Origin of the sequence: Bradyrhizobium cajani (assembly GCF_009759665.1) — a bacterium.
GTDB lineage: Bacteria > Pseudomonadota > Alphaproteobacteria > Rhizobiales > Xanthobacteraceae > Bradyrhizobium > Bradyrhizobium cajani.
The window spans coordinates 49880-71778 of sequence record NZ_WQNE01000018.1 but is presented as its reverse complement, the minus strand read 5'-3'; the positions used below and the strand labels follow the sequence as shown (position 1 = coordinate 71778).

Below are 21899 nucleotides of genomic sequence, written 5' to 3'. Positions count from 1 at the left end.
TACCTTACGACGCCTGCGCAAGGCGCGTCGACTCCTCCCTGATCAGGGACAGGATGTGGCGCTTTGCGTCATTGAATTCGGGGCTGGTGATGTCGCGCGGGCGCGGCAGGTCGAAGTTGACGGCCTCGCGGATCCGACCCGGCCGCTTCGTCATCACCACGATCTTGTTGCCGAGGACCAGCGCCTCGTCGACGCTGTGGGTGACGAACACGATGGTGCAGCGGCGCTTCTGCCAGATCGCGACCAGTTCCTCCTGCATTTCGAGCTTGGTCTGGGCGTCCAGCGCCGCGAACGGCTCGTCCATCAGGATGACGCTCGGATTCATCAGCAGCGCGCGGGCGATGCCGACGCGCTGGTTCATGCCGCCGGACATCTCGGAGGGATGATGGTGCTCGAAACCGCGCAGGCCGACGAGATCGATGAACTCCATGGCGCGGTCGTAGCGCTCCGCCCTGGCAACGCCCTTGAGCTTGAGATGGAAGGCGATGTTGTCGATCGCGGTAAGCCACGGCATCAGGGTCGGCTGCTGGAACACCACACCGCGATCCGAGCCCGGCCTTTCCACCTGCTTGCCGTCCACCAGCGTGCGGCCGGACGTCGCCTGCTCGAAGCCGGCGATGATGTTCAGGAGTGTTGACTTGCCGCAGCCGGACGGGCCGAGCAGACAGACGAAATCATTGGCCTCGATGTCGAGATTGATGTTGTCCAGCGTCAGCAGGTCGCGGCCGCGCCGCTTGTCGGAAAACACCTTGACGATGTTGCGAAGCTCGATTGCCCCCATCAGCCCGCCCTGCCCTGCACAGTGGTTGCCTGCTGCCAGCGCAGCGTGCGCGCCATGATCGCCTTGAGGCTGAGGTCGGAGAGATAGCCGAGCAGCCCGATCGAGATCATCGCAGCCAGCACGATGTCGTAGCGCAGGAAGTAATAAGAATCCCACAGCACGTAGCCCAGGCCGCTCTTCACCGCGACCATCTCGGCGGTGACGGTAAGCATCCAGGCCGATCCGACCGCGATGCGCAGGCCGGCGAAGATCGACGGCAGCGCCGCCGGCAGCACGATGTCGGTCAGCATCTGCCGCCCGTTCGCGCCCATCATCGCGCCGGCGCGAACGAGATTATGGTCCACTGTCTTCACGCCGTGGATGCTGTTCATCAGCACGGGGAAGAAGGCTCCGAGGAAGACGAGGAAGATCGCCGGCTTGTCCGCGATTCCGAACCAGATGATGGCGAGCGGAATCCACGACACTGGGGGGATCGGCCGCAGCATCTGCAGCGTCGGCTCCAGCGTTTTCTCGAACAGACGCGACCAGCCGATGGCGACACCGGCAAGGATACCGAGCGCGCTTGCCAGCGCAAAGCCGCCGAAGACGCGAAGAGCGCTTGCGAGCGCGTCGCGCGGCCAATGGCCGGAATAGGTCTGCGTGGTCTCGTCGAAGCCGAACACCCAGTCGCCGAGCGCGTGCAGCACCGCGCTCGGCGCCGGCAGCAGAGCGGGCGGAAGCATGCCGCTGCGGGCGAAAGCTTCCCAACCCGCGATCAACAGCGCGGGCACGACGAGGCGTTCGAGCCCCTGGACCGCCCTCGTCAGCCGCAGCGCGGGCCTCGCCGGCGAGACGTCAGTAACCGAGGTCATTCTTGGCCTTTCCTGTGGCCTTCTCCAGGAACGAATAGTCCATGTTCTTCTCCGCTTCCGCGGAGACGTCCTTCGAGATGTATTTGAGGTCGCGCATCATCGCAGCGATCGCGAGCGTCTGCGAACGATGGATCGCGGGATCCGGCGAGGCATTCTTCAGTGCCTCGGTCGCCACCGTCTTGTCGAGGCCGGTGAGCTTGTTGATGACCTCGATCCAAGGCCCGTTGTCGGCGAGCAGCTTCTTGTCGAGCTCGACCACGGCGCCGACCACGCCCTGGATGCCGGCGCGCTGGCTCGCGATCACGTCGGAACGGGTGACGATCAAATTGGTCAGATTGCCCGCGGCCTGGTCATACGGCAGCACGAAGTGCTTGCCCGCGCCGGCAATCCGTATCTGCGAGGCGAACGGCTCGACCGAGCAGATCATGTCGACCTCGCCGCGCTGGAGCGCTGCGAGGTGGTCGGACGGATTGGGGATGTTGATGAACTGGATGTCCTTGTTGGGATCCACGCCCTGCTTGAGGAACGCGCCGCGCATGTGGATGTCCTGCGCGTTGCCGCGGGACGCCGCGACCTTCATCGGTTGGCCGTCGCTCTTCGCTTTCACAACGGTCGCCTTGAACGCGGCCCAGTCCTCGGGGGGAAGGTTCAGCTTGGCGGAGGAGAGGCATTCGGACCCGCCATTGATCTGGCCTGATACGGCGACGAGGTCAAAGCCCTTGTCGAGCGCGGTGATGTAGTGGAGGTAGGTAACCTGTGCGACGTCGATGCTCTTCGACACCAGGGCGGTAAGCACGTCATTGCCGGAGTTGAATCCGGTCGCCTCGACCTCGACGCCCTTCGCCATGCCTGGAATCAGCGACATCGGCAGGCAGTGCGCGCATTTGGCGTAGCCAAGCTTGATCCTCGCGGTCTGCGCGGAAGCAAGATCGCCTGCCCCGAACATCGCCGCCATCATCACGAGGCCCAGTCGCAAACCCGTTCGCATCGCTTACTCCGTTTCGGAAAGCGCGAGAGATCTCGCGCGTCTTCCAAGATCATCGGTCGGCCTTCGCGGCAGCGCAATCCGGTTTTTGCATGCTGCATACAATTTGCGCGTTGTGCTATTGTTTTCAGCTACATGCGTCGGTATTTTGAGCAGGCCAGGGAGCCGGAAACGGCTAGGATGAACTGAAGCAACGAGGCGCGCGTGCAGCAGAAGCCGGAAACCCCGAAGAGCCGAAAATCGCCCAAACTCAAGAGGATGGGCCTGCACGAGCGCGCCGCCGCGCGGATGCGGACGATGATCATTCGCGGCGAGCTACCGCCGGGATCGCAGACCCAGGAGACCAGACTGTCCAAGGAGCTGGGCGTGTCGCGCACCCCCCTGCGCGAGGCGATGAAAGTGCTCGCGGCGGAAGGGTTGATCGAGCTGCGCCCCAACCGCAGCCCGCGCATCGCCGACATCGCCATCGACGGCATTTCGGAATTGTTCGAGGCGCTGGCCGGCATCGAGCGGCTCGCCGCCGAGCTCGCCGCGGAACGCGCGACCGCGCGCGATCTCGCCCGCCTGCGCACACTTCAGACCCGCATGGAGGGTCACCACCGCAACGGCAAGCTGGACGACTACTTCGCCATCAACGGCGAGATTCACAACAGCATCGTCCGCATGGCCCGCAACACGCCGCTCCGGGAGGCGCACGAGACGCTGATCTCGCGTGCCGAACGCGCGCGCTACCTCGCGCTCGGCGCCGACCGGCGCTGGAGCAATTCGGTCGACGAGCACGCCGATATCCTGGCCGCCCTCGAGGCGCGTGACGGCGAAGCGGCCGGTCGCCTGCTCGGCGCCCATGTCGCGCGCACCGGCACGGCGCTGCTCGAAGTCCTCGCCACCTCGCAAGCCAAGCAGACGGCGGCCTGAACCATGAAGCTGCTTCTGCTCAACCCCAACACCAGCACCGACGTCACGCACCTGATGATGGGTGTAGGGCAGCGCGCGGCCGCGTCCGGCACCGAGCTTGTGCCCTGCACCGCGACTCGCGGCGTGCCCTATATCGCGACCCGCACCGAGGCGCAGATCGGCGGCGCCATCGCGCTGGAGATGCTGGCCGAGCGGCACACCAAGGTCGATGCCGCGATCATCGCCGCCTTCGGCGATCCCGGCGTGTTCGCCGCGCGCGAGACGTTCGACATTCCCGTGGTCGGCATGGCGGAAGCCGCGATGCTGACCGCCTGCATGGCCGGGCGCCGCTTTGCCATCGTCACCTTCGCCCAGGCGCTGGGACCCTGGTACGAGGAATGCGTCCGCGACCACGGGCTGTGGGAGCGCTGCGCCGGGATCCGCATGCTGGATGCGCCGTTCCAGGCGATCTCCGAGGTCGGCACCGAAAAAGAAGACCTGCTCGTTGCGCTCGCGCAGCGCGCCATCGTCGAGGACGAGGCCGATGTCCTGATCTTTGCCGGTGCACCGCTCTCGGGCTTGGCCGAACGCGTTGCCGACCGGATCCCCGTCCCCGTCGTCGACCAGGTCGTTGCCGCCGTGAAGCAGGCCGAAGCGCTCGTGGCGCTGCGCCTGCGCAAGGCGACGGCGGGCACGTTCCGCCGGCCCGCCGCAAAACCCACCATTGGTCTTGCCGACGCGCTCGCGGCCCGGCTCGAGCATCGCGACAGCTAGGGGAGCTTTGGCCGGCGATGCGAAAAGCCCAATTCGTGTTCGATGGTACGGCCGAAGGCAAACAGGCGGGATTCGCACCCCTGCGGGGCGATGATCTGGATGCCGAACGGCAACTCATTCTCTCCTCGCGGCACCGGCAAAGTCAGGACCGGGAAACCGACCAGCGACACGATGAAGGTGACGGCGAGATAATCGATCGGCGTCTCCAGCGCCGCACCGTCGATCATGGTGACATCGCTGATCTCGTTCGGCCAGGGGAACACGGACGCCGCCGGCGCGACCAGGACATCGGCCCGTGTGAACAGCTCGTGAAAGCTGCGGTAGATCGTCGTGCGGCGCCGCTCGGCGTTGAGGTAGTCGTCCGCCGAGAGCTTTGCGCCCGCTTCGATGTTCCAGATCACGGTGGGCGTGAGCTCGGCACGGCGCGTCCTCAGCAGTTCGCCATAGCTGTTGGCGATGTGCGCGGCGCGCAGCGTGCGGAAAGCTTCGATCGCCCCGCCGCAATCGGGAGAGGACGGCACGACATCGCCAACGCGCGCCAGGGCCTCGCAAGCCGTAGCGAAGCGTGCGCGAACATCGCGCGCAACCGGCGCAACACCGAAATCGGGCGTGACCGCGATCCGGGGGCATCCGGCAAGCGGCCGATCGTCGGCGGCGACAGCGGTCGAGAGCGGATCATTCGTATCGCCTCTTCCACATACCGACAGCGCGAGTTCGAGGTCATCGACACCACGGGCGAGGAAGCCGTGGGTGGCCAGCATGTCCCAGCCGAGTGGACGACGTGGCGACGCGATGCGGCCGGGCGTCGGCCTGATCGAAGCGACGTCGCAGAAGCTTGCGGGGGTGCGCACCGAGCCGCCAAAATCGGTGCCATGTGCCAGCGGCACCATGCCGGCCGCGACCGCAACGGCGGAGCCGCCGGACGATCCGCCGGAGGTCAGCGCGGCATCGAACGGATTGCGCGTCGGCCCGCACAATTTGTTGGTGCAGACCGCACCGAAGCCGAACTCCGGCGTGTTGGTCTTTCCCAGAATGATCGCGCCGGCGCGCCGCAGCCGCGCGACCACGAAATCGTCCTCGGCCGGCACATGGTCGCGAAACAGCACCGATCCGTAGGTGGTCGTAAGCCCCGCGGTGTCGGTGAGGTCCTTGATCGCGACAGGTACGCCATGCAGCGGGCCGATCGGCGTGGAAGCGGCATCGCAGATTTGCGCAGCACGGCGAGCGCTCTCGGTATCGACGGTCACGAACGCCGCCAATTGCGCGTCCTGTTCCGTGATCCGCGCAAGATGGGCATCGACGACCTCTCGCGAGGACAGCTCACGCTGCGCGATGGCGCGCGCAAGGGTTGTGGCGGTGAGGTCGCAAATCGATGTCATCGGGCCACCATGCCAAAAGGTACGCCGAAAAGCGACAGGCGCGGGCACGAGACTTGCTTTCTGCTTTGGGGTAACGGGAGGCAACACCATGGCTGATGCGCCAAGCGGACGTTCGCTCGTCGTCGACGCGGTCACCCACCGCTATCCAAGCGGCGCGCTCGCGGTCGAGAACATCAATCTCGACATCAAAGGCGGTGAGATCATCGCCCTGCTCGGCCCGTCCGGCTGCGGCAAGACCACTCTGCTGCGCATCATCGCCGGCTTCATCGCGCAGACGCAGGGGCGCATCATCATCGGCGACGACATCGTCGACGCGCTGCCGCCGAACAAGCGCGCGGTCGGCATCGTATTTCAGAACTACGCGCTGTTTCCGCATCTGTCGATCAGCGAGAACGTTGCTTACGGCCTCGCCGCCCGCGGCATCGACAGGGCGACGCGCCAGCACGAGGCGCAGCGTCTGCTCGAGCTGGTGCAGTTGCCGTCGATGGCCGAGCGGCTGCCGCGACAGCTCTCCGGCGGCCAGCAGCAGCGCGTCGCGCTGGCTCGCGCACTTGCGATCAAGCCGTCGATCCTGCTCCTCGACGAGCCCTTTGCCGCGCTCGACAAGAATCTGCGGCTCGACATGCAGATCGAGGTCAAGCGGCTGCAGCGCGTCTCCGGCATCACCACGCTGATCGTGACCCACGACCAGGAAGAAGCCTTGTCGATGGCCGATCGCGTCGCGGTACTGAGCCATGGCAAGCTCGAGCAGTTCGGCACGCCATCCGACGTCTACGACCGGCCGCAGACCCTGTTCGTGAACACCTTTGTCGGCTCGACCAACCGCATGCCCGGCATTGTCGTCTCCGCGGATCGCACGGCCGCAAAAGTGCGTCTCGATGCCGGCGCGGAGATCATCGCGCGGCCGGCGGCGGGCGCCCTCGCCGAGGGCGGCCGCGTCACCGTGTGCATCCGCCCCGAGCATCTGCAATTCGTCGGCGACGAGACCGGCTTTGCCGGCGTGGTCGGCATGTCGCTACCGCTTGGGGCGACCGTCGTGCACGAGGTCACCACCGCCGACGGCTCCGGCGTCAAGGTCTCCCAGGCGCGCATCGGCGAGACGCGCGCGCTGGAGAACGGCGCTGCGGTGCGCCTCGCCCCGCTCGCCCCATCGCTCGCCAACGCCTTTCCCGCAACGCTTTAGTTCCAGTCCTTGTCCACACGGAGTTCGACATGATCCTGAACCGCCGAAGCCTGATGACGACCGCGCTCACACTCGGCGCCATGAAGGCGTTTCCCGGGCTGAGTTTCGCCCAGGCCCGCCCGCTGGTGTTTGCGACCTTCACCGGAAGCTGGGAGGAAGCCCACAAGGCCGTGCTGGTGCCGGCCTTCCGCAAGGCAAACACCGATGCCGCGATGGTGCTCGACCCCATGCTCTCGGTCGACCAGATCGCGAAGGTGACTGCCGCCAAGGCCAATCCGCCGATCGACGTCATGCTGCACGATCCCGGTCCGGCCCTCGTCGCCATCGGCCAGGATCTCGTTGAGCCCTATCCCGTTGAGAAAAGCGCCTGTTACAAGGACCTGATCGCCGAGGCGCAGGAGCCGATGGGCCCTGCCCCGTTCTTTCAGGTCGTCGGCCTCACCTACAATCCGGAAACCGTCAAGACGCCGCCGACTTCATGGGCCGATCTCTGGAAGTCCGAGTTCAAGGGCCGCGTCGGCATCACCAACCTCAACTCGACGCTCGGCACCGGTTGGCTGGTCGAGATCGCCAAGATGCGCGGCGGCTCCGAGGCGAACGTCGATCCCGGCTTCAAGGCGCTCGAGGAGCTGAAGCCCAATCTCGCCGCGGTCGCCACCAATCCCGGCGCGCTCGCGACCCTGTTCCAGCAAGGCCAGATCGACATCTCGCCCGGCAATTTCAACGCCATCCAGATCCTGAAGGCCCGCGGCGTGCCGGTCGAGTTCGTGGCCCCGAAGGAAGGCGCCATCGCCTTCAAGACCACGATCCACGTCGTCAAGAACTCGCCGAACCGCGAGCTGGCCTTCAAGCTGATCGAGGCGGCGCTGACGCCTGAGGTCCAGACCACGCTGATGAACCCGCCCTATCTGATCGTCCCGACCAATTCCAAGGTGACGATGGGCGGCGAGATCGCACGCCTGCTCGCCAAGGACACTACTGAACTGAAGCAGAAGTTCGTGTTCCAGGACTGGAAGAAGATCAACGAGCAGCGCTCGGCCTGGATCGAGCGCTTCAACCGCGAGATCAAGATTTAAGTTATGGGCGCAGCACCGGCGTCACGGGACGTCACCTCCTACGGAATGGGATTGGCAGCGCCACTGGCGCTGTTCTTCCTGCTGTTCTTCGTCGCACCGCTGCTGCAATTGCTCTGGCTCTCGCTGCACAACGACACGGCCGGGCTCCATTGGGGGCTCGGCCAGTACCTGCACTTCCTCACCGACCCCTTCAGCCTCGGCGTTCTCGGCTCGACGCTGCTGCTGGGGGCCGAGGTGACGGCCGTCTGCCTGGTGCTCGGCTTTCCCATCGCCTGGCTCTACCAGCGGGTCGGGCCAAAGCTTCAGACCATCATCATCATGGTCGTGCTGCTGCCGCTTCTGACCAGCGTGGTGGTGCGCACCTTCGCCTGGATCGTCATCCTGGGCCGCCAGGGCATCATCAACGCAACGCTGCAATCGCTCGGCATCATCGATACACCCTTGAAATTGCTCTACACCCAGTTCGGCGTGGTGATTGCGCTGGCGCAGGTGCAGATGCCGCTGATGACGCTGCCGCTGATCACCGTGCTCGGCCGCATCGACCCCAATCTCGACGATGCCTCCTGCTCGCTCGGCGCCGGGAGCTGGCGCACCTTCTTCCGGATCGTGCTGCCGCTGTCACTGCCCGGCGTGATCGCCGGCTGCACGCTGACCTATGCCGCCGCCATCACGGCCTTCATCACCCAGTCGCTGGTCGGTGGCGGGCAGATGCTGTTCATGCCGATGTATCTCTACCAGCAGGCCTCGACCTTGCAGAACTGGCCGTTTGCGGCCGCAATCTCGATCATCTTCCTGCTCGCCGTGCTCGCGGTGGTCTCGGTATTCACCACCCTCGGCCGTCTATCGCGTGGCTACGGAGGCGCCTAATGAGCGGCCGCAAACGCACCCTGGAAGCATTCAGCTTCGAACTCGTCATGATCGTGGTTGCGATCATCGCGCTGATCCTGATCATCGCGCCGTCGCTCGTGGTCCTGATCGTCTCCTTCACCAGCGGATTCTCGCTGCGCTTCCCCCCGCCGGGTTATTCGCTGCGCTGGTACGTTGAGCTCTGGAATGCATGGCAGCTGCACTTCGCGGCCAAGAACAGCCTCTTCGTCGCGCTGTGGGCGACGGGCCTGTCCGTCGTGCTCGGCGTTGCGGCCGCGCTGGCCATCTCGCGGTCGCGAACGCTGTCGGCGCGGCTGCTCGATTCCCTCTTCATGTCGCCGCTCGTGTTGCCGGCGCTGGCCTTCGGCCTTGCCGCCCTGATGCTGTTCTCGCTGGTTGGCCTGCCGGTCTCGCCGCTGACACTGGTGATCGGCCACACCGTGGTCTGCGTCCCCTATGTGGTTCGCAACACGGTCGCAGCCCTCGCCCAGCTGGAGCCGACCCTGCTCGAAAGCTCGGCGGTGCTTGGCGCCAGCCGTCTCTACACGTTCCGCCGCATCGTGCTGCCGCTGATCCGGCCGGGCATCATCGCGGGCGCCTTCATCGCCTTCATGTCGTCCTTCGACAACGTCCCGGTCTCGCTGTTCCTGCGCGATGCCGCCACCGACATGCTGCCGATCCGGATGTGGCAGGACCTCGAGGGCAAGCTCGACGTCACCATCGCGGCGCTGTCGGGCGTGCTGATCATCGCGACCGTCGCGCTGGTTGCGATGATGGAGCGCGTCACGGGATTGTCGCGGCGGCTGACGAACTGATCAGGCGCCGCGGAACAGCGAATAGCCCCAGCGCGTGAATTTCAGCGGCAGGTGAAAATGCTCGTCAACGTTCTTGATGCGGAGGCGGAACGGCGTCACGGTCAGGAAGCCGTCGCTATCGCCGAAAAACTCGCCGAGATGAAACAGGACCTCGTACTCGCCTGCCGAAACGCCCTCGCCTCGCGCAATGGGATGATCGAGCACACCATTGGCGCCCAGTCGCCCCTCGGCGACACGCACCTTCTCGGGATCGATCCGCCAGATCTCGACGCGCAGTCCTTGCGCGGGCCGGCCGCTCGCCACATCGACCGCGTGAATGGAAATACCGCCTGCCACCATGTTCCTCCCGTAAGCGCACCGCCATGGTAGACGCAAACAGTGCCGTTCGGCCAGCGCCCGCGTTGCTCCCGGCCCTGGGGGCGATGACCTCGCTTCAGGCACTGGTGGCGCTGGCCCTGTTCGCGCCGGGCGTGGTGGCACCGCGCGCCCATATCGAGGTCTGGCAGATCTCGATGTTCTCCTGCGCGGTCTTTGCCGTCGGCATCCCCGCCTCGTTCTGGTGCGGCGGCTTCATCACGCGCATGGGCTCGCTCCGGATCGCGAGCCTGTGCGCGGCGGCCATCGTCGTCAGCATGGCGCTGGCCTCGCTCGGCTCGGCGGCGGCCCTGCTTGCTGCGGGCCTCTGCCTCGGCCTTGCCTTCGGACCCGAGACGCCAGCGAGCGCGGCGCTGCTGGCACGCCTCGTGACGGCCGAGCGTCGCGCCTTCGTGTTCTCGGTGCGCCAGACCGGCAACCAGATCGGCGCCGTCTGCGGTTCGCTGGTGCTGCCCGCGATCGCGATCTCGATGGGACCTGCCTGGTGCTACGCGGCGGTCGGCGCCTGTGCGCTGCTCGCGATCCTGCTGTTCGAGCGCCTGCGGCCGGCCTATGCAGGCAAGGCCGTCCCGCCTCCGGAGCTCGATCTCCGCGCCCGGCTGGCCCTCGTGACCGCGGACCGGCGGATCGCGATGCTGGCGCTGGCGTCGATGCCGTTCAGCGCGATGCAGGTGTCGCTCAACACGGTCTTCGTCACGCTCGGCACCCGCGAGCTCGGGCTCAGCCATATCGAGGCCGGCATGGCACTCGCCTGTGCGCAAACCGGCGGCCTGATCGGCCGACTCGGCTGGGGCTATGTCGCGATGCGCCTCGATGCCTCCCGCGCCGTGCTCGTCGTCATCGGCCTCGGCATGGCCTTCTGCGCCGCACTGCTTGGCCTCGATGGCGCATCGCTCGGCCGCACCGGCCAATTTGCGATGGCGGCGCTGTTCGGCCTGACGGCCTCAGGCTGGAACGGCGTCTTCGTCGCCGAGATCACGCGCCTCGCCCCGCAGGATCGGATTGGCGAGACCACTGGCGCGGTGCTGACGGCATCCTATGCGGGCTTGCTGGCGGCCCCCGCACTGTTGTCGATCCTGGATGCTACAGCGAGCCTCGGCGCGGCCTTCTTCGCGTTGGCGTGCCTTGCACTGTGCGGCACATTGGCACTGATCTGGGGAGGCCATGGCAAGGCAGACAAATAGCGCGCGCGAGATTGCGGCCGACATTTCGGCCGGGCGGAGAAGCGTCGTCGAGACGACCAAGGCCGCGCTCACGCGCATCGAAGCTGCGAAAAGCTTGAACGCGGTGGTGACGCTCGATCCCGAGCGTACGCTTGCCGACGCCGTGGCGGTCGACGACCGCCTGCGCTCCGGCGAGAAGATGGCGCTCGCCGGCGTCCCCATCGTCGTCAAGGACAATATCTGGGTCGGGGGCTGGCGCGTGACACAGGGCTCGCGCCTGTTCGCCGACTTCATCGCGCCGCAGGATGCGGTCGCGATCGAGCGGCTGCGCCAAGCCGGTGCCGTCATCGTCGGCATCGGCGCGACGTCGGAATTCGCCTGCAAGGGGGTGACGACCTCGCCGCTGTTCGGGCCGACGCGGCATCCTCTTGATCCCACGCTGACGCCGGGCGGTTCGTCCGGCGGTCCCGCCGCTGCCGTTGCCGCCGGCCTCGTGCCGCTCGCGATCGGCACCGATGCCGGAGGCTCCAGCCGCAGGCCGCCGGCCCATGTCGGCGTCGTCGGTTTCAAGCCGTCCTACGGCGCGATCCCCTACGGGCCCGGCTTTGCCGAACCGTTTTTCGGGCTCTCCGTCATCGCACCGATCGCCACTGACGTTGCCGATATCGCATTGGCGTTCGGAGCCATGGTCGGCGCCGATCCGCGCGACCCGGATTCTGCCGTCGTTGCGCAGCAGGCCCAGGGCATCGGCGATCAGCGCATCGCGTTCTCGCCACGCCTGGGGCTCGATGTCGCGGTTGATAGCGTCGTCGAGGATGGTCTTGCCTCCGCTGTCGACCGGCTTTCCGCGGCAGGTTTGCGCATCACACAACGCAATCCCGTCTGGCCGGCAGACGCCACGGAGGACGCCATCATGCCGCTTCAGCATGCGGGTCTCGCGATGCTCTATAGTGATACCTTCCGCACGGATTCGACGATGTTCGATCCCGATGTCGCCAGGCAGATCGCGCGAGGTCTCTCCTGGTCGGGTGCGGAGGTTGCCGGAGCGCTGCTCGCCAGCGCCGCGATCGCCAATGCCTTCGCGGCTTTCTTCACCGAGGTTGATTTGCTGCTGACCCCAACCGTCCCATGCGTTGCGTGGCCTCTGACGCAGATCGGCCCGCACATGATCGGAGGAAAGCCAGCGAGCCCGCGGGCGCACGCGGTTTTCACATCCTTTGTCAATCATGCTCGCCTGCCGGCGGTCTCGATTCCATGCGGAACGGATCAGCGCGGTCTTCCGTTCGGCCTGCAAATCATCGCAAGGCGCGGACAGGACCGGACGCTGCTTGGAGCCGCACAACAGATCGAGGCCATCTTGCATTCGTAAGTCCACCGTCCGATCCCGCTCCGAAGACTCCGGCTCTAACCAACTGAAACACCAGAACTCTCCCTCCAGGCCATCGGGAGCTGCCGCCTTGAAGCCGGCCCGGCTTCGTCGCTATGACCACCGGGCGGCGTGCGCTAGCATGGATTTTGCATAAATTCTGGGCGATATGGACGCCTCATGAACCTCATTAGTCTCGACATCCGCATGCTCCGGTCGCTGATCTCGGTGGTCGAGACAGGCAGCATCACCGAGACCGCGCGACGGCTGGGCCGCACCCAGCCGGCGATCACCCTGCAATTGCAGCGGCTGGAGGAGCTGACCGGCAAGCAGCTGTTCGAGCATGGCGGCCGTAGGCTCACGCTGACCGAGGATGGCACCACTGTTCTCACCTATGCCAAATCCATCCTGAGGTTGCATGACGAACTGATTTCGCAACTGGCGTCGCAAGAAATCGAGGGGCAGGTCGTGCTCGGAACGCCGGATCTCTATGCGGCCTTCATGCTGCCGCAGATCCTCAGCGTGTTCCGAAAATCGTTTCCGCGCGTCCAGGTCGAACTCAATTGCGCCCTCTCGACCCCGCTGGTCGGCCTCGTCAAGCGCGGCGACGTCGACATCGCACTCGTCACCCGCATGAACGATTTTACCGGCGGACAGGTGGTGCGGCGCGAGCAGCTGGTCTGGATGACCGGCGAGCAATCCGTCGCACACCAGGAGCGCCCGATTCCCCTCGCGCTGCTGCCGCCCGGCAATATCTATCGCGACTACGCCATCGATACGCTTGAGCGTGCCAATTTGCGCTGGCGCATCGCCTGCGTCAGCGAAAGCGTCGGCGGCCTGCAAGCTGCGGCCTTCGCGGGCATGGCAGTCACCGTGCTAGGCCGCAGCGCGCTGGTGCCGGCGATGCGCGAGATCGGACCGAACGAGGGTCTGCCGCCGCTGCCGAAGATCGAGCTGCTGCTTTACAAGTCGAGCGGCGCGACCTCGAAGGCCGCAACCGCCTTGCACGACTATCTCGCGCATTATCTGCGCCTCGACGAAGAGCTCAGTGGCCGCGGCGCACCGATCGAGCTGGGCTAGGCCGGCAAGAATATCGAAAACAACCCCATGCACAGTAGGCATGGCCTTGTCCGCAAAGGGGTTTTCGCGCGCCATTTCGCGGCAATCGCTGCGCGCTTTTGCGAATCGTGCTTTGGAGATTTGACACGTCGGGCAAAACACTGGCATTATTCCACCATGGCCGCTTCACCCCTTGGCGCGCCCCCCGCTCAGCTCACGTAACACCAGCGACGGCCAGAACGTCGCCCAGGGCTGCGCCTGCTCGAAAGCCGCGGCGATACGGAATATCCTTGGTTCGTCGAGCCAGGGCGCGACGATCTGAAGCCCAATTGGCATTCCGTCGCGATCGAAGCCGCAAGGCAGCGTCGCCGCCGGAAGCCCGGCGAGATTGATCGGCCAGGTAAAGGGCGACCAGCCGAGATGTGGATCGACCTTGCTGCCGTCGATGGTATCGACGCCGATCCGACCGGCCTCGAACGCCGTCACCGCGACGGTCGGCGTCACCAGCGCATCAACGCGCTCGAACAATTTTACGAACGCATTGCGTGCCCGGCCGCGCCGATAACCGGCTTCGATGTAGTCGGTGCCGCTATAGTTCCGGCCGGCGGTGACAACGTCGCGGTAGTCGGCCTCTGAGCTTGCGAGATCAGCCGTGGTCTTGGTCGCCACGGCCGCCGCCTGCTCGGTGAAAGCGATCGGCTTCAGCGTGTGCTCAAGGATGCCGGGATCGAGACCTGGCCCATCCATGGTGACCTGCGCACCGCAGGCATCGAGAATGGCGAGCGCCTTGCCGAACGCCGCGCGTACATCCGGGTTGATTGCGGCATAGCCGAAATCGACGCTCACGCCGATGCGGATGCCGGTCAGCGAGGCTGCGTTGGCATCAAACCGGCGCGGAGCTACAGGCAGGCTGGCAGGATCACGCAGATCGTAACCGGCGATGATCTCCAGCGTCAGCGCGGCATCGGCGACAGTGCGCGTGATCGGCCCGGTATGGGCGAGCGAGGCCCAGGACGGTGGCGAGAATCCGGGCGAACGCGGCACGAGGCCGAAGGTCGGCTTTAGCCCGAATACACCACAGAACGACGAGGGCACGCGGATCGAGCCGACGCCATCCGTGCCGATCGCGATCGGGCCGCAGCCGGCAGCAACGCCGGCCGCTGCGCCGCCGCTCGATCCGCCACTGGTACGACCGGGATTCCAGGGATTGCGCGTCGTGCCGGTGACCGGGCTGTCCGCCGTCAGCTTGTAGCCGGACTCGCAGGTCGTGGTCTTGCAGGTGATGATCGCACCGGATGCCTTCAGCGCCGACACGACGGCGGCATCGGCCTCGGGCACAAAGCTCCTGTTCATCGGCGAGCCGCCATAGGCCGGCACGCCGGCAACGAACACGAGATCCTTGATCGTGACGGGCACGCCCGCCAATGGCCCCGTGGCTTCGCCCGCGCGCATGTCCCTGGTGAGACGATCGGCCTCCGCCCTCGCCTGCTCGTACATCGGCGTCACCACCGCATTGCAGGCCTCGTTCGTCGCTTCGAGCGCGGCAATGGTGTCGTCGACGACATCGCGCGGGGTGAACGCCTTGCGCCGGTAGCCGGCCATGATCTCGGTTGCAGAAAGCGCGCCAAGGCCAGTCGGCGCCGGCGGAACGGCCGTTCGGCCGGAACCATCAGTCATCATCAACCCTGAAAAGCTAGCTGAGCGCCGCGTCGACGGCGCGTTTGGCCATGACCGTCACGAGATGGGCACGGTAGTCGGCTTCGGCATGGATATCGGAGGTAAGACCGTCGGTGTCGATCTTGATCGCCGCGATCGCGGACGGATCGAAATTATCCGACAGCACCGCCTCCATCGGAGGCACCCGGAATACGCCGGGACCCGCGCCGGTCACTGCGACGCGGACGCCATCAGCGAATTTCGCGACGAACACACCCACCAGCGCATAGCGCGAGGCCGGCGCCTTGAATTTTGTGTAACCGGCTTTCTGCGGCACGGGAAAACGGATCGCGGTGATAATCTCGCCCTGCTGAAGCGCTGTCTCGAACAGGCCGAGAAAGAATTTGTCGGCGGGGATCTCGCGCATACTGGTGACGATGGTCGCGCCGAGACCGAGCACGCCGGCAGGATAATCCGCCGCCGGGTCGTTGTTGGCGACGGAGCCGCCGATCGTGCCGCGGCTACGCACGGCGGGATCGCCGATCATGGACGCAAGCGCAGCGAGCCCGGGGATTCTCGCCTGCACCAGCTTTGAGGCGGCAACCACGGCATGCGGCGTCATCGCGCCGATGGTGATGGTCGCGCCATCGTCACTGATCCCCTTGAGATTTCCGAGCTTGGAAAGGTCGATCAGCGCGGGCGGATTGGCCAGCCGCTGCTTCAGGGTCGGGATCAACGTCATGCCGCCGGCGACGAGCTTGCTGTCCTCGATCGAGGTCAGCAGCTTTGCGACGTCCGGAATCTGGTCCGGCTGGTGATAGGCAAACGGCTTCAATGTTATTCTCCCTATTCTGCAGCGACCGGCAGCGATGCGTTTTGCAGCAGGCGCCAGATCCGGTTCGGCGTCGCCGGCATGTCGACATGGGTGACGCCGAGATGCGACAGCGCATCGACCACGGCGTTGATGACCGCGGCCGGCGAGCCGATCGTGCCGACCTCGCCGCAGCCCTTCACGCCCATCGGCGTGTGCGTGCAGAGCGTGGAGTGGGTCGCGACCTTCATCATCGGCAGATGGTCGGCACGCGGCATGCAATAGTCCATCAGCGAGCCCGACAGCAGCTGGCCGGAGCCCTCGTCATAGACCGCGTTCTCGAACAGCGCCTGGCCGACGCCCTGCACGATGCCGCCATGCAGCTGGCCTTCGACGATCATCGGATTGATGACAGTGCCGACGTCGTCGACCGCGGTGTAGTTGATCAGCGTTACCGTGCCGGTCTCCGGATCGACCTCGACCTCGGCGATGTGGCAGCCGCCGGGATAGGTGAAATTGACCGGGTCGTAATAGGCCTGCTCCTCCAGTCCCGGCTCCAGCACTTCGAGCGGATAATTGTGCGGCACGTAAGCCGCGCCGGCGATCTCCTCGAACGTCTTGCTGCGGTCCGTGCCGGCGACCGAGAATTTGCCGCTCTCGAACTGGATATCCACCTCGGCCGCTTCGAGCAGATGGGATGCGATCTTCTTGCCCTTGGCGATCACCTTGTCGGTCGCCTTCGACAGCGCGGCGCCGCCGACGACGAGGGAACGCGAGCCGTAGGTGCCCATGCCGAACTGCACGCGATCGGTATCACCGAACACGATGTCGACATTCTCGAAGGGGACGCCAAGTTTATCCGAGACGATCTGTGCAAACGTCGTCTCGTGGCCCTGGCCGTGATTGTGGGTACCGATCATGACCGTCACCTGGCCGGTCGGATGCACGCGCACGGTGGCGCTCTCATAGAGACCACCGCGCGCGCCCAGCCGTCCTGCGAAGCGCGAGGGCGCAAGGCCGCACGCTTCGACATAGGTTGAGTAGCCGAGCCCCCGGAACTTGCCTTTGCTGGCTGACGCCGCCTTGCGAACACCGAAATTCTTGACGTCGGCGGCGGCCAATGCGCCGTCGAGGCAGCCCATGGGATCGCCGGAATCATACTGCACCAGCACGGGCGTCTGATACGGATAGGCCTCCTTCGGGATCATGTTGCGGCGCCGGATCTCGACGCGGTCGATGCCCATCTCGCTGGCTGCGACGTCGACGATGCGCTCCAGCACGAAAGTCGCCTCGGGCCGGCCCGCGCCACGATAGGCGTCGACGGGCACGGTGTTGGTGAAGACCACCTTCACATTGCAGTAGATCGCAGGCGTGGTGTAGACCCCGCCGAGCAGCGGACCATAGAGGTTGGTCGGAATGTTGGGGCCGAAGGTCGAGAGATAGCCTCCCATGTTGGCCAGCGTCTTGACCCGGAACGCGAGGAATTTTCCGGTCTCGTCGAGCGCGAGCTCGGCTTCGGTGACGTGATCGCGGCCGTGGCGGTCGGAGACGTAACCCTCCGAGCGGCTCGCGACCCATTTCACCGGCCGCTTCACGCGCTTGGCGGCCCAGGTGATCACGGCCTCTTCGCCGTAATGGAACTGCTTGACGCCGAAGCCGCCGCCGACATCCGGCGCCACCACGCGCAGCTTGTGCTGCGGAATGTTCAGCACCAGCGCGCCCATCAGGAAGCGCACGACATGTGGGAACTGGCTGGTGGTCCACAGCGTGAAGCGGTCGGTGCCGGGCTCGTATTCCGCAATCGCCGCGCGCGGCTCCATGGGATTGCCGATCAGGCGGTTGTTGACCAGGCTGAGCTTTGCGACATGCGCGGCCTTACGGAAGGCCGACTCCACGGCCGCCTTGTCACCGAGCTCCCAGTCGCAGCAGATGTTGTTCGGCACGTCATCGAACAATTGCGGCGCACCCGGCCTGACGGCTTCGAGCACGCCGACCACGGAGGGCAGCACCTCGTAGTCGATCTTCAGCAGCTCGGCCCCGGCATTCGCCTGCTCCGGCGTCTCGGCGATGACGAAGGCCACCATGTCGCCGACGAAGCGCACCTTGCCCTGTGCCAGCATCGGGAATGGCGGCTCCTTCATCGGCACGCCCTTGGCGTCGGAGATGCCCCAGCCGCAGGGCAGCGAGCCAAGGCCGTCGGCCTTGACGTCGTCCCCGGTCAGCACCGCGATCACGCCGGGCGCAGCAAGCGCTGCGCTCTCGTCGATGCCACGAATGACGGCGTGCCCATGCGGCGAGCGCACGAACACGCCCGCCGTCATGCCCGGACGCTTGATGTCAGAGACATAATTGCCCCGGCCGGTGAGGAAGCGCTGGTCTTCCTTCCGCTTCGGCGCTGCACCGATTCCGATCACATTGCCCATGGTCATTCTCCCTTGGCGGCGTTCATGGCGGCAGCGCCAGCCATCACCGAGATGACGATGTTCTGGTAGCCGGTGCAGCGGCAGATATTGCCTTCGAGGCCGTGACGGACGTCGGCCTCGGTCAGGCCAGGCTTCTCGGTGGCCAGGGCGATCGCGGTCATCAGCATGCCCGGCGTGCAGAAGCCGCATTGCAGCCCGTGATGTTCGCGGAACGCTTCCTGCATCGGATGCATCCGGTTCGAGCCCGGAGCGCCTTGCAGGCCTTCGATGGTGAGCAGCGTCGCGCCATCGAGCGCAGGCACCAGCAGTGTGCAGCTCTTCACAGGCAGTCCGTTGAGATGCACGACACACGCACCGCACTGGCTGGTATCGCAGCCGATATGGGTGCCGGTGAGATTGAGCTGCTCGCGCAAGAGTTCGGCGACAAGCGTTGCCGGTTCGACCTCGACAGTGGTGGGCCGTCCGTTGAGTGTGAAGGATATCTGCACGATCATACTCCCTGTGTGCGACGGGTCTTTAGGCGAGTGGCAGCGCGCTGTCGGTGGCCCATGTGGCCATCACGACATCGCCGACGGTGAAGGGATCCGCGAAGAAGGTCTTTTCCGGCACGTAGGCGACGAACTCGTCGTCCGGCACGGTGTCGAGCATGACCTTGACGAAATAGCCCTGATACTCGATCGCGAGCACGCGGCTCGGCAGCGATGTGGTGCAGCCCGGCGGCAAGTCCCTGCCCGGCCGGACCAGCGCCACATCGTCGCGGCGCACGGCGATGTCGACATTGTCACCGACGGTGACGGTCGAGCGTGCCTGAAGAGGCACCTCGATGCCCGAAGGCGCGGCTTGTCCGAGGACAAAACTCGCGCCATTGACCTTCTCGACCCGGCCCGACAACACGTTCTGCCCGCCCATGAACTCGGCGACGTAGCGATCATGCGGGCGCGCATAGACCTCGCGCGCCGCGCCGGCCTGCTTGATCTTCCCCTGCTCCATCACCACGACGAGATCGGCGAGCGCGATCGCCTCGAGCTGGGTATGCGTGACGTGGATGAAGGTGATGCCGAGCTCCCGCTGCATTCGCCGGAGCTCCTGGCGCATCTGCACGCGAAGCTGCTCGTCGAGCGCAGACAGCGGCTCGTCGAGCAGCAGCACCCGCGGCTCGGTGATCGCGGCGCGCGCCAGCGCAACACGCTGCTGCTGGCCACCGGAAAGCTGCGCCGGCAGCCGGTCGGCGAACTGTGTCAGCCGCACCTTCTCGATCATGGCGTCAGCCGCCCGCAATCGATCGGTTTTGGACTGGCCCCGGACGCGGAGCGCAAAGGCGATGTTCTCGCGTACCGTCAGATGCGGGAACAGCGCGTAGGACTGGAACATCATTGCGGTACGGCGCTGCACCGGCGCAAGCCCGACGACATTCTGCCCGCCGATGACGATCTCGCCCGCGGTTGGGTCCTCATGGCCGGCGATCATGCGCAGGATCGTGGTCTTGCCACAACCGGAGGGACCGATGAAGCAGCAATAGGCACTGTCGGCGATCTTCAGATTGACGCCATCGACCACGTTGGTAACGCCGTCAAAGCTCTTGCAGACCCCTGCCAGTTCGATATCGCCGCGATCGCTCTTCATTCTTAGCCCTTTGCCGCGCTGCCGCGCTTCTTCTGGATCAGCACGATGGCACCGAGGCTCGCACCGATGACGATGAAGGAGACGATGGTCGTCACCGTGCCGAGCGCGTAGAGCGATGGCGAGGTGACGTTCAGCGTCATGCTCCAGATTTCCAGCGGCAGCGTATTCAGCGAGCCCGCGGTCTGGAGGCTGCGCGCGAACTCGTCATAGGAGAGCGTGAAGCCGAACAGCGCGACGGCGACGAGACCGGGCGCCAGCACCGGGATCATCACCAACCAGATCGACTGCCAGCGGCTGGCGCCGAGATCGTAGGCCGCCTCCTCCCAGACGTGGTTGAAGCGCGACATTACCGCAAACATCACAAGCACGCCGAACGGCAGCGTCCATGAGAGCTGCGCGCCGAGCGCCGAGGTGTACCAGCTCGCATTCAGCCCGAGCGCCTGGAACAAGAGACCCGTGCCGAGGCCGAGCACGAGCCCCGGCGCGACAAGACTGCCGATCGTCATGTAAAACACAAATGTGTCGCCGCGGAAGCGCCTGCGGAAGCCGAGTCCGGCGAGGAACGACACCACCACCGTGATGATGGTGACGATGACCGCAAGCTTGATCGAGCGGTCGAACGATCCCTTGACGTCGCCGGTGCGCACCTGGGTGAAGAGGTCGACGAACCAGTGCAGCGAATGTCCCTTCATCGGAAACACGAGGCCGCCGCGGATATCCTGGAACGACAGGATGTAGATGCAGAACATCGGGCCATAGAGCGCGATCACGTAAGACGCGAACAGTGTCGCCAGCACGTAGAACGTCCAGGGCCGGCCGCCCCTGCTCGGCGCAATTGCCTTGGTCATCGCCGGCGCGACCGCCTTGGACATGTCGGTTTTGGGCATGCCGGCGAGAACCGCGCTCATCGCGTGATCTCCTGCCTGATGTCCACCGTGCGCAGGATCAGCGAGACGATTGCGACCAGCACCAGCGTCAGCAGCACGGCGCTTGCCGCCGCGGTCGGATATTGCAGCACGCCGACGTCCTCGTAGAACGCGCTGACCACCGAGGCCGAGCCGCCGCCGGACATCACCTTGACCACGAAGAAATCGCCCATCACGATCGAGACCACGAAGATGGTGCCGAGCGCGATACCGCTCTTGGACATCGGCACCACGATCAGGCGCATGATGTCGAGGCGGCTGGCACCGGTATCGATCGCGGCCTCGATCAGCTTCTTGTCGATCCGCGCCATGGAGTTGAAGATCGGCACGATCATGAAGATCGTGAGCTGGTGCACATAGGCGATGACCACCGCAAGGTCCGAGAACAACAGCACTTCGAGCGGCTGGCGGATGATCCCGGTCGCAAGCAGCGCCTGGTTGATCAGACCTTCCTTGCCGAGCAGCGGGATCCAGGAGATCATCCGGATAATATTGGAGGTCCAGAACGGCACCGTGCAAAGCAGGAACAGTCCGATCGCCAGCAACTGGTTGCGGACGTGGAACACCAGGAAATAGGCGACACAGAATCCGATGATCAGGGTGAAGACCCAGGTCAGCATCGTGAACTTCATGGTCGCCAGATACAGCTTGAACGTCAGCGCCGCGTTGAGCACCTCGATGTAGTTCGAAAACGTGAAGCCCGGCGTCAGCCCGCCGAAGCCGTCGGTGGCAAAGAAGCTCGCCGCCAGCACGACAAGGATCGGCGCCACGAAGAACGGCACAAGCACCAGCACCAGTGGCGACACGTAGAGCCAGCCGGCGAGATTTGCGCGTGACGGATTGGGATTGGGCTGCATAGCGGCGAAGGCCTCGAAGTTGGTCGTGGCTCGCC

Annotated in this window: 21 protein-coding genes; 9 read left to right on the top strand and 12 right to left on the bottom strand. The window is 65.4% G+C overall.

What is annotated here, in order from left to right:
* Positions 1-4 precede the first annotated feature (4 nt).
* The 3 genes from GPL20_RS21560 to GPL20_RS21550 are packed head-to-tail and all read right to left on the bottom strand — an operon-like array spanning position 5 to position 2620.
* Complete coding sequence (locus GPL20_RS21560) at positions 5-781, bottom strand: ABC transporter ATP-binding protein (protein WP_157331515.1); 777 nt, start codon at positions 779-781, stop codon at positions 5-7.
* Positions 781-1632 (bottom strand): ABC transporter permease, encoded by an 852-nt coding sequence (locus GPL20_RS21555; protein WP_157331514.1) that lies wholly within the window; start codon positions 1630-1632, stop codon positions 781-783. The genes GPL20_RS21560 and GPL20_RS21555 overlap by 1 nt, the downstream gene beginning before the upstream one ends.
* A complete protein-coding gene (locus tag GPL20_RS21550; protein ID WP_157331513.1) occupies positions 1616-2620 on the bottom strand; it encodes an ABC transporter substrate-binding protein in 1005 nt (334 codons plus the stop codon). Before GPL20_RS21550 ends, GPL20_RS21555 begins: the two co-directional genes overlap by 17 nt.
* Positions 2621-2875: 255 nt before the next feature.
* Here GPL20_RS21550 and GPL20_RS21545 point away from each other — a divergent pair, with 255 nt between their 5' ends.
* Positions 2876-3532, top strand: coding sequence for a GntR family transcriptional regulator (locus GPL20_RS21545; protein ID WP_157331512.1), 657 nt, complete (start codon positions 2876-2878; stop codon positions 3530-3532).
* A gap of 3 nt (positions 3533-3535) precedes the next feature.
* A complete protein-coding gene (locus GPL20_RS21540) occupies positions 3536-4285 on the top strand; it encodes an aspartate/glutamate racemase family protein (RefSeq protein WP_157331511.1) in 750 nt (249 codons plus the stop codon).
* Here the strand turns inward: GPL20_RS21540 and GPL20_RS21535 are convergent.
* Positions 4282-5664, bottom strand: coding sequence for an amidase (locus GPL20_RS21535; RefSeq protein ID WP_157331510.1), 1383 nt, complete (start codon positions 5662-5664; stop codon positions 4282-4284). The two genes, GPL20_RS21540 and GPL20_RS21535, sit on opposite strands and share 4 nt — an antisense overlap.
* A gap of 88 nt (positions 5665-5752) precedes the next feature.
* On the opposite strand from GPL20_RS21535, the gene GPL20_RS21530 reads away from it, so the two are divergent.
* The 4 genes from GPL20_RS21530 to GPL20_RS21515 are packed head-to-tail and all read left to right on the top strand — an operon-like array spanning position 5753 to position 9605.
* The gene (locus GPL20_RS21530) at positions 5753-6847 is read left to right on the top strand and encodes an ABC transporter ATP-binding protein (protein ID WP_157331509.1); all 1095 of its coding nucleotides are present in this window, start codon (positions 5753-5755) and stop codon (positions 6845-6847) included.
* A 29-nt stretch (positions 6848-6876) separates the two neighbouring features.
* Positions 6877-7923, top strand: coding sequence for an ABC transporter substrate-binding protein (locus tag GPL20_RS21525; protein WP_157331508.1), 1047 nt, complete (start codon positions 6877-6879; stop codon positions 7921-7923).
* Between the two features lie 3 nt (positions 7924-7926).
* The gene (locus GPL20_RS21520; RefSeq protein ID WP_157331507.1) at positions 7927-8790 is read left to right on the top strand and encodes an ABC transporter permease; all 864 of its coding nucleotides are present in this window, start codon (positions 7927-7929) and stop codon (positions 8788-8790) included.
* Positions 8790-9605: an ABC transporter permease gene (locus tag GPL20_RS21515; RefSeq protein ID WP_157331506.1), complete on the top strand. Its 816-nt coding sequence runs from the start codon at positions 8790-8792 to the stop codon at positions 9603-9605. Before GPL20_RS21520 ends, GPL20_RS21515 begins: the two co-directional genes overlap by 1 nt.
* On the opposite strand, the gene GPL20_RS21510 is transcribed toward GPL20_RS21515, so the two are convergent.
* Positions 9606-9941 carry a hydroxyisourate hydrolase gene (locus GPL20_RS21510; protein WP_254125573.1) on the bottom strand — a complete coding sequence of 112 codons (336 nt, stop codon included), beginning with the start codon at positions 9939-9941 and terminating at the stop codon, positions 9606-9608.
* A gap of 26 nt (positions 9942-9967) precedes the next feature.
* Between GPL20_RS21510 and GPL20_RS21505 the strand changes: the two genes are divergently transcribed.
* From GPL20_RS21505 to GPL20_RS21495, 3 genes are all read left to right on the top strand, one after another.
* Positions 9968-11164 carry an MFS transporter gene (locus GPL20_RS21505; protein WP_157331504.1) on the top strand — a complete coding sequence of 399 codons (1197 nt, stop codon included), beginning with the start codon at positions 9968-9970 and terminating at the stop codon, positions 11162-11164.
* Positions 11145-12512, top strand: a complete 1368-nt coding sequence (locus GPL20_RS21500; protein ID WP_157331503.1) for an amidase — start codon at positions 11145-11147, stop codon at positions 12510-12512. Before GPL20_RS21505 ends, GPL20_RS21500 begins: the two co-directional genes overlap by 20 nt.
* A 177-nt stretch (positions 12513-12689) precedes the next feature.
* Complete coding sequence (locus GPL20_RS21495) at positions 12690-13589, top strand: LysR substrate-binding domain-containing protein (protein WP_157331502.1); 900 nt, start codon at positions 12690-12692, stop codon at positions 13587-13589.
* Positions 13590-13754: 165 nt separating this feature from the next.
* On the opposite strand, the gene GPL20_RS21490 is transcribed toward GPL20_RS21495, so the two are convergent.
* From GPL20_RS21490 to GPL20_RS21460, 7 genes are read right to left on the bottom strand one after another with little or no spacing between them, the layout of a single operon-like run.
* Positions 13755-15245: an amidase gene (locus tag GPL20_RS21490; RefSeq protein WP_157331501.1), complete on the bottom strand. Its 1491-nt coding sequence runs from the start codon at positions 15243-15245 to the stop codon at positions 13755-13757.
* A 16-nt stretch (positions 15246-15261) separates the two neighbouring features.
* Complete coding sequence (locus GPL20_RS21485) at positions 15262-16059, bottom strand: FAD binding domain-containing protein (protein WP_157331500.1); 798 nt, start codon at positions 16057-16059, stop codon at positions 15262-15264.
* An 11-nt stretch (positions 16060-16070) separates the two neighbouring features.
* Positions 16071-18458, bottom strand: coding sequence for a xanthine dehydrogenase family protein molybdopterin-binding subunit (locus GPL20_RS21480; RefSeq protein ID WP_157331499.1), 2388 nt, complete (start codon positions 18456-18458; stop codon positions 16071-16073).
* A gap of 2 nt (positions 18459-18460) precedes the next feature.
* Positions 18461-18952 carry a (2Fe-2S)-binding protein gene (locus GPL20_RS21475; protein ID WP_157331498.1) on the bottom strand — a complete coding sequence of 164 codons (492 nt, stop codon included), beginning with the start codon at positions 18950-18952 and terminating at the stop codon, positions 18461-18463.
* 22 nt (positions 18953-18974) lie between these two features.
* Complete coding sequence (locus GPL20_RS21470; protein ID WP_157331497.1) at positions 18975-20081, bottom strand: ABC transporter ATP-binding protein; 1107 nt, start codon at positions 20079-20081, stop codon at positions 18975-18977.
* A 2-nt stretch (positions 20082-20083) separates the two neighbouring features.
* Complete coding sequence (locus GPL20_RS21465) at positions 20084-20989, bottom strand: ABC transporter permease (protein ID WP_157331496.1); 906 nt, start codon at positions 20987-20989, stop codon at positions 20084-20086.
* A complete protein-coding gene (locus GPL20_RS21460; protein ID WP_157331495.1) occupies positions 20986-21864 on the bottom strand; it encodes an ABC transporter permease in 879 nt (292 codons plus the stop codon). The genes GPL20_RS21465 and GPL20_RS21460 overlap by 4 nt, the downstream gene beginning before the upstream one ends.
* Positions 21865-21899: the final 35 nt, after the last annotated feature.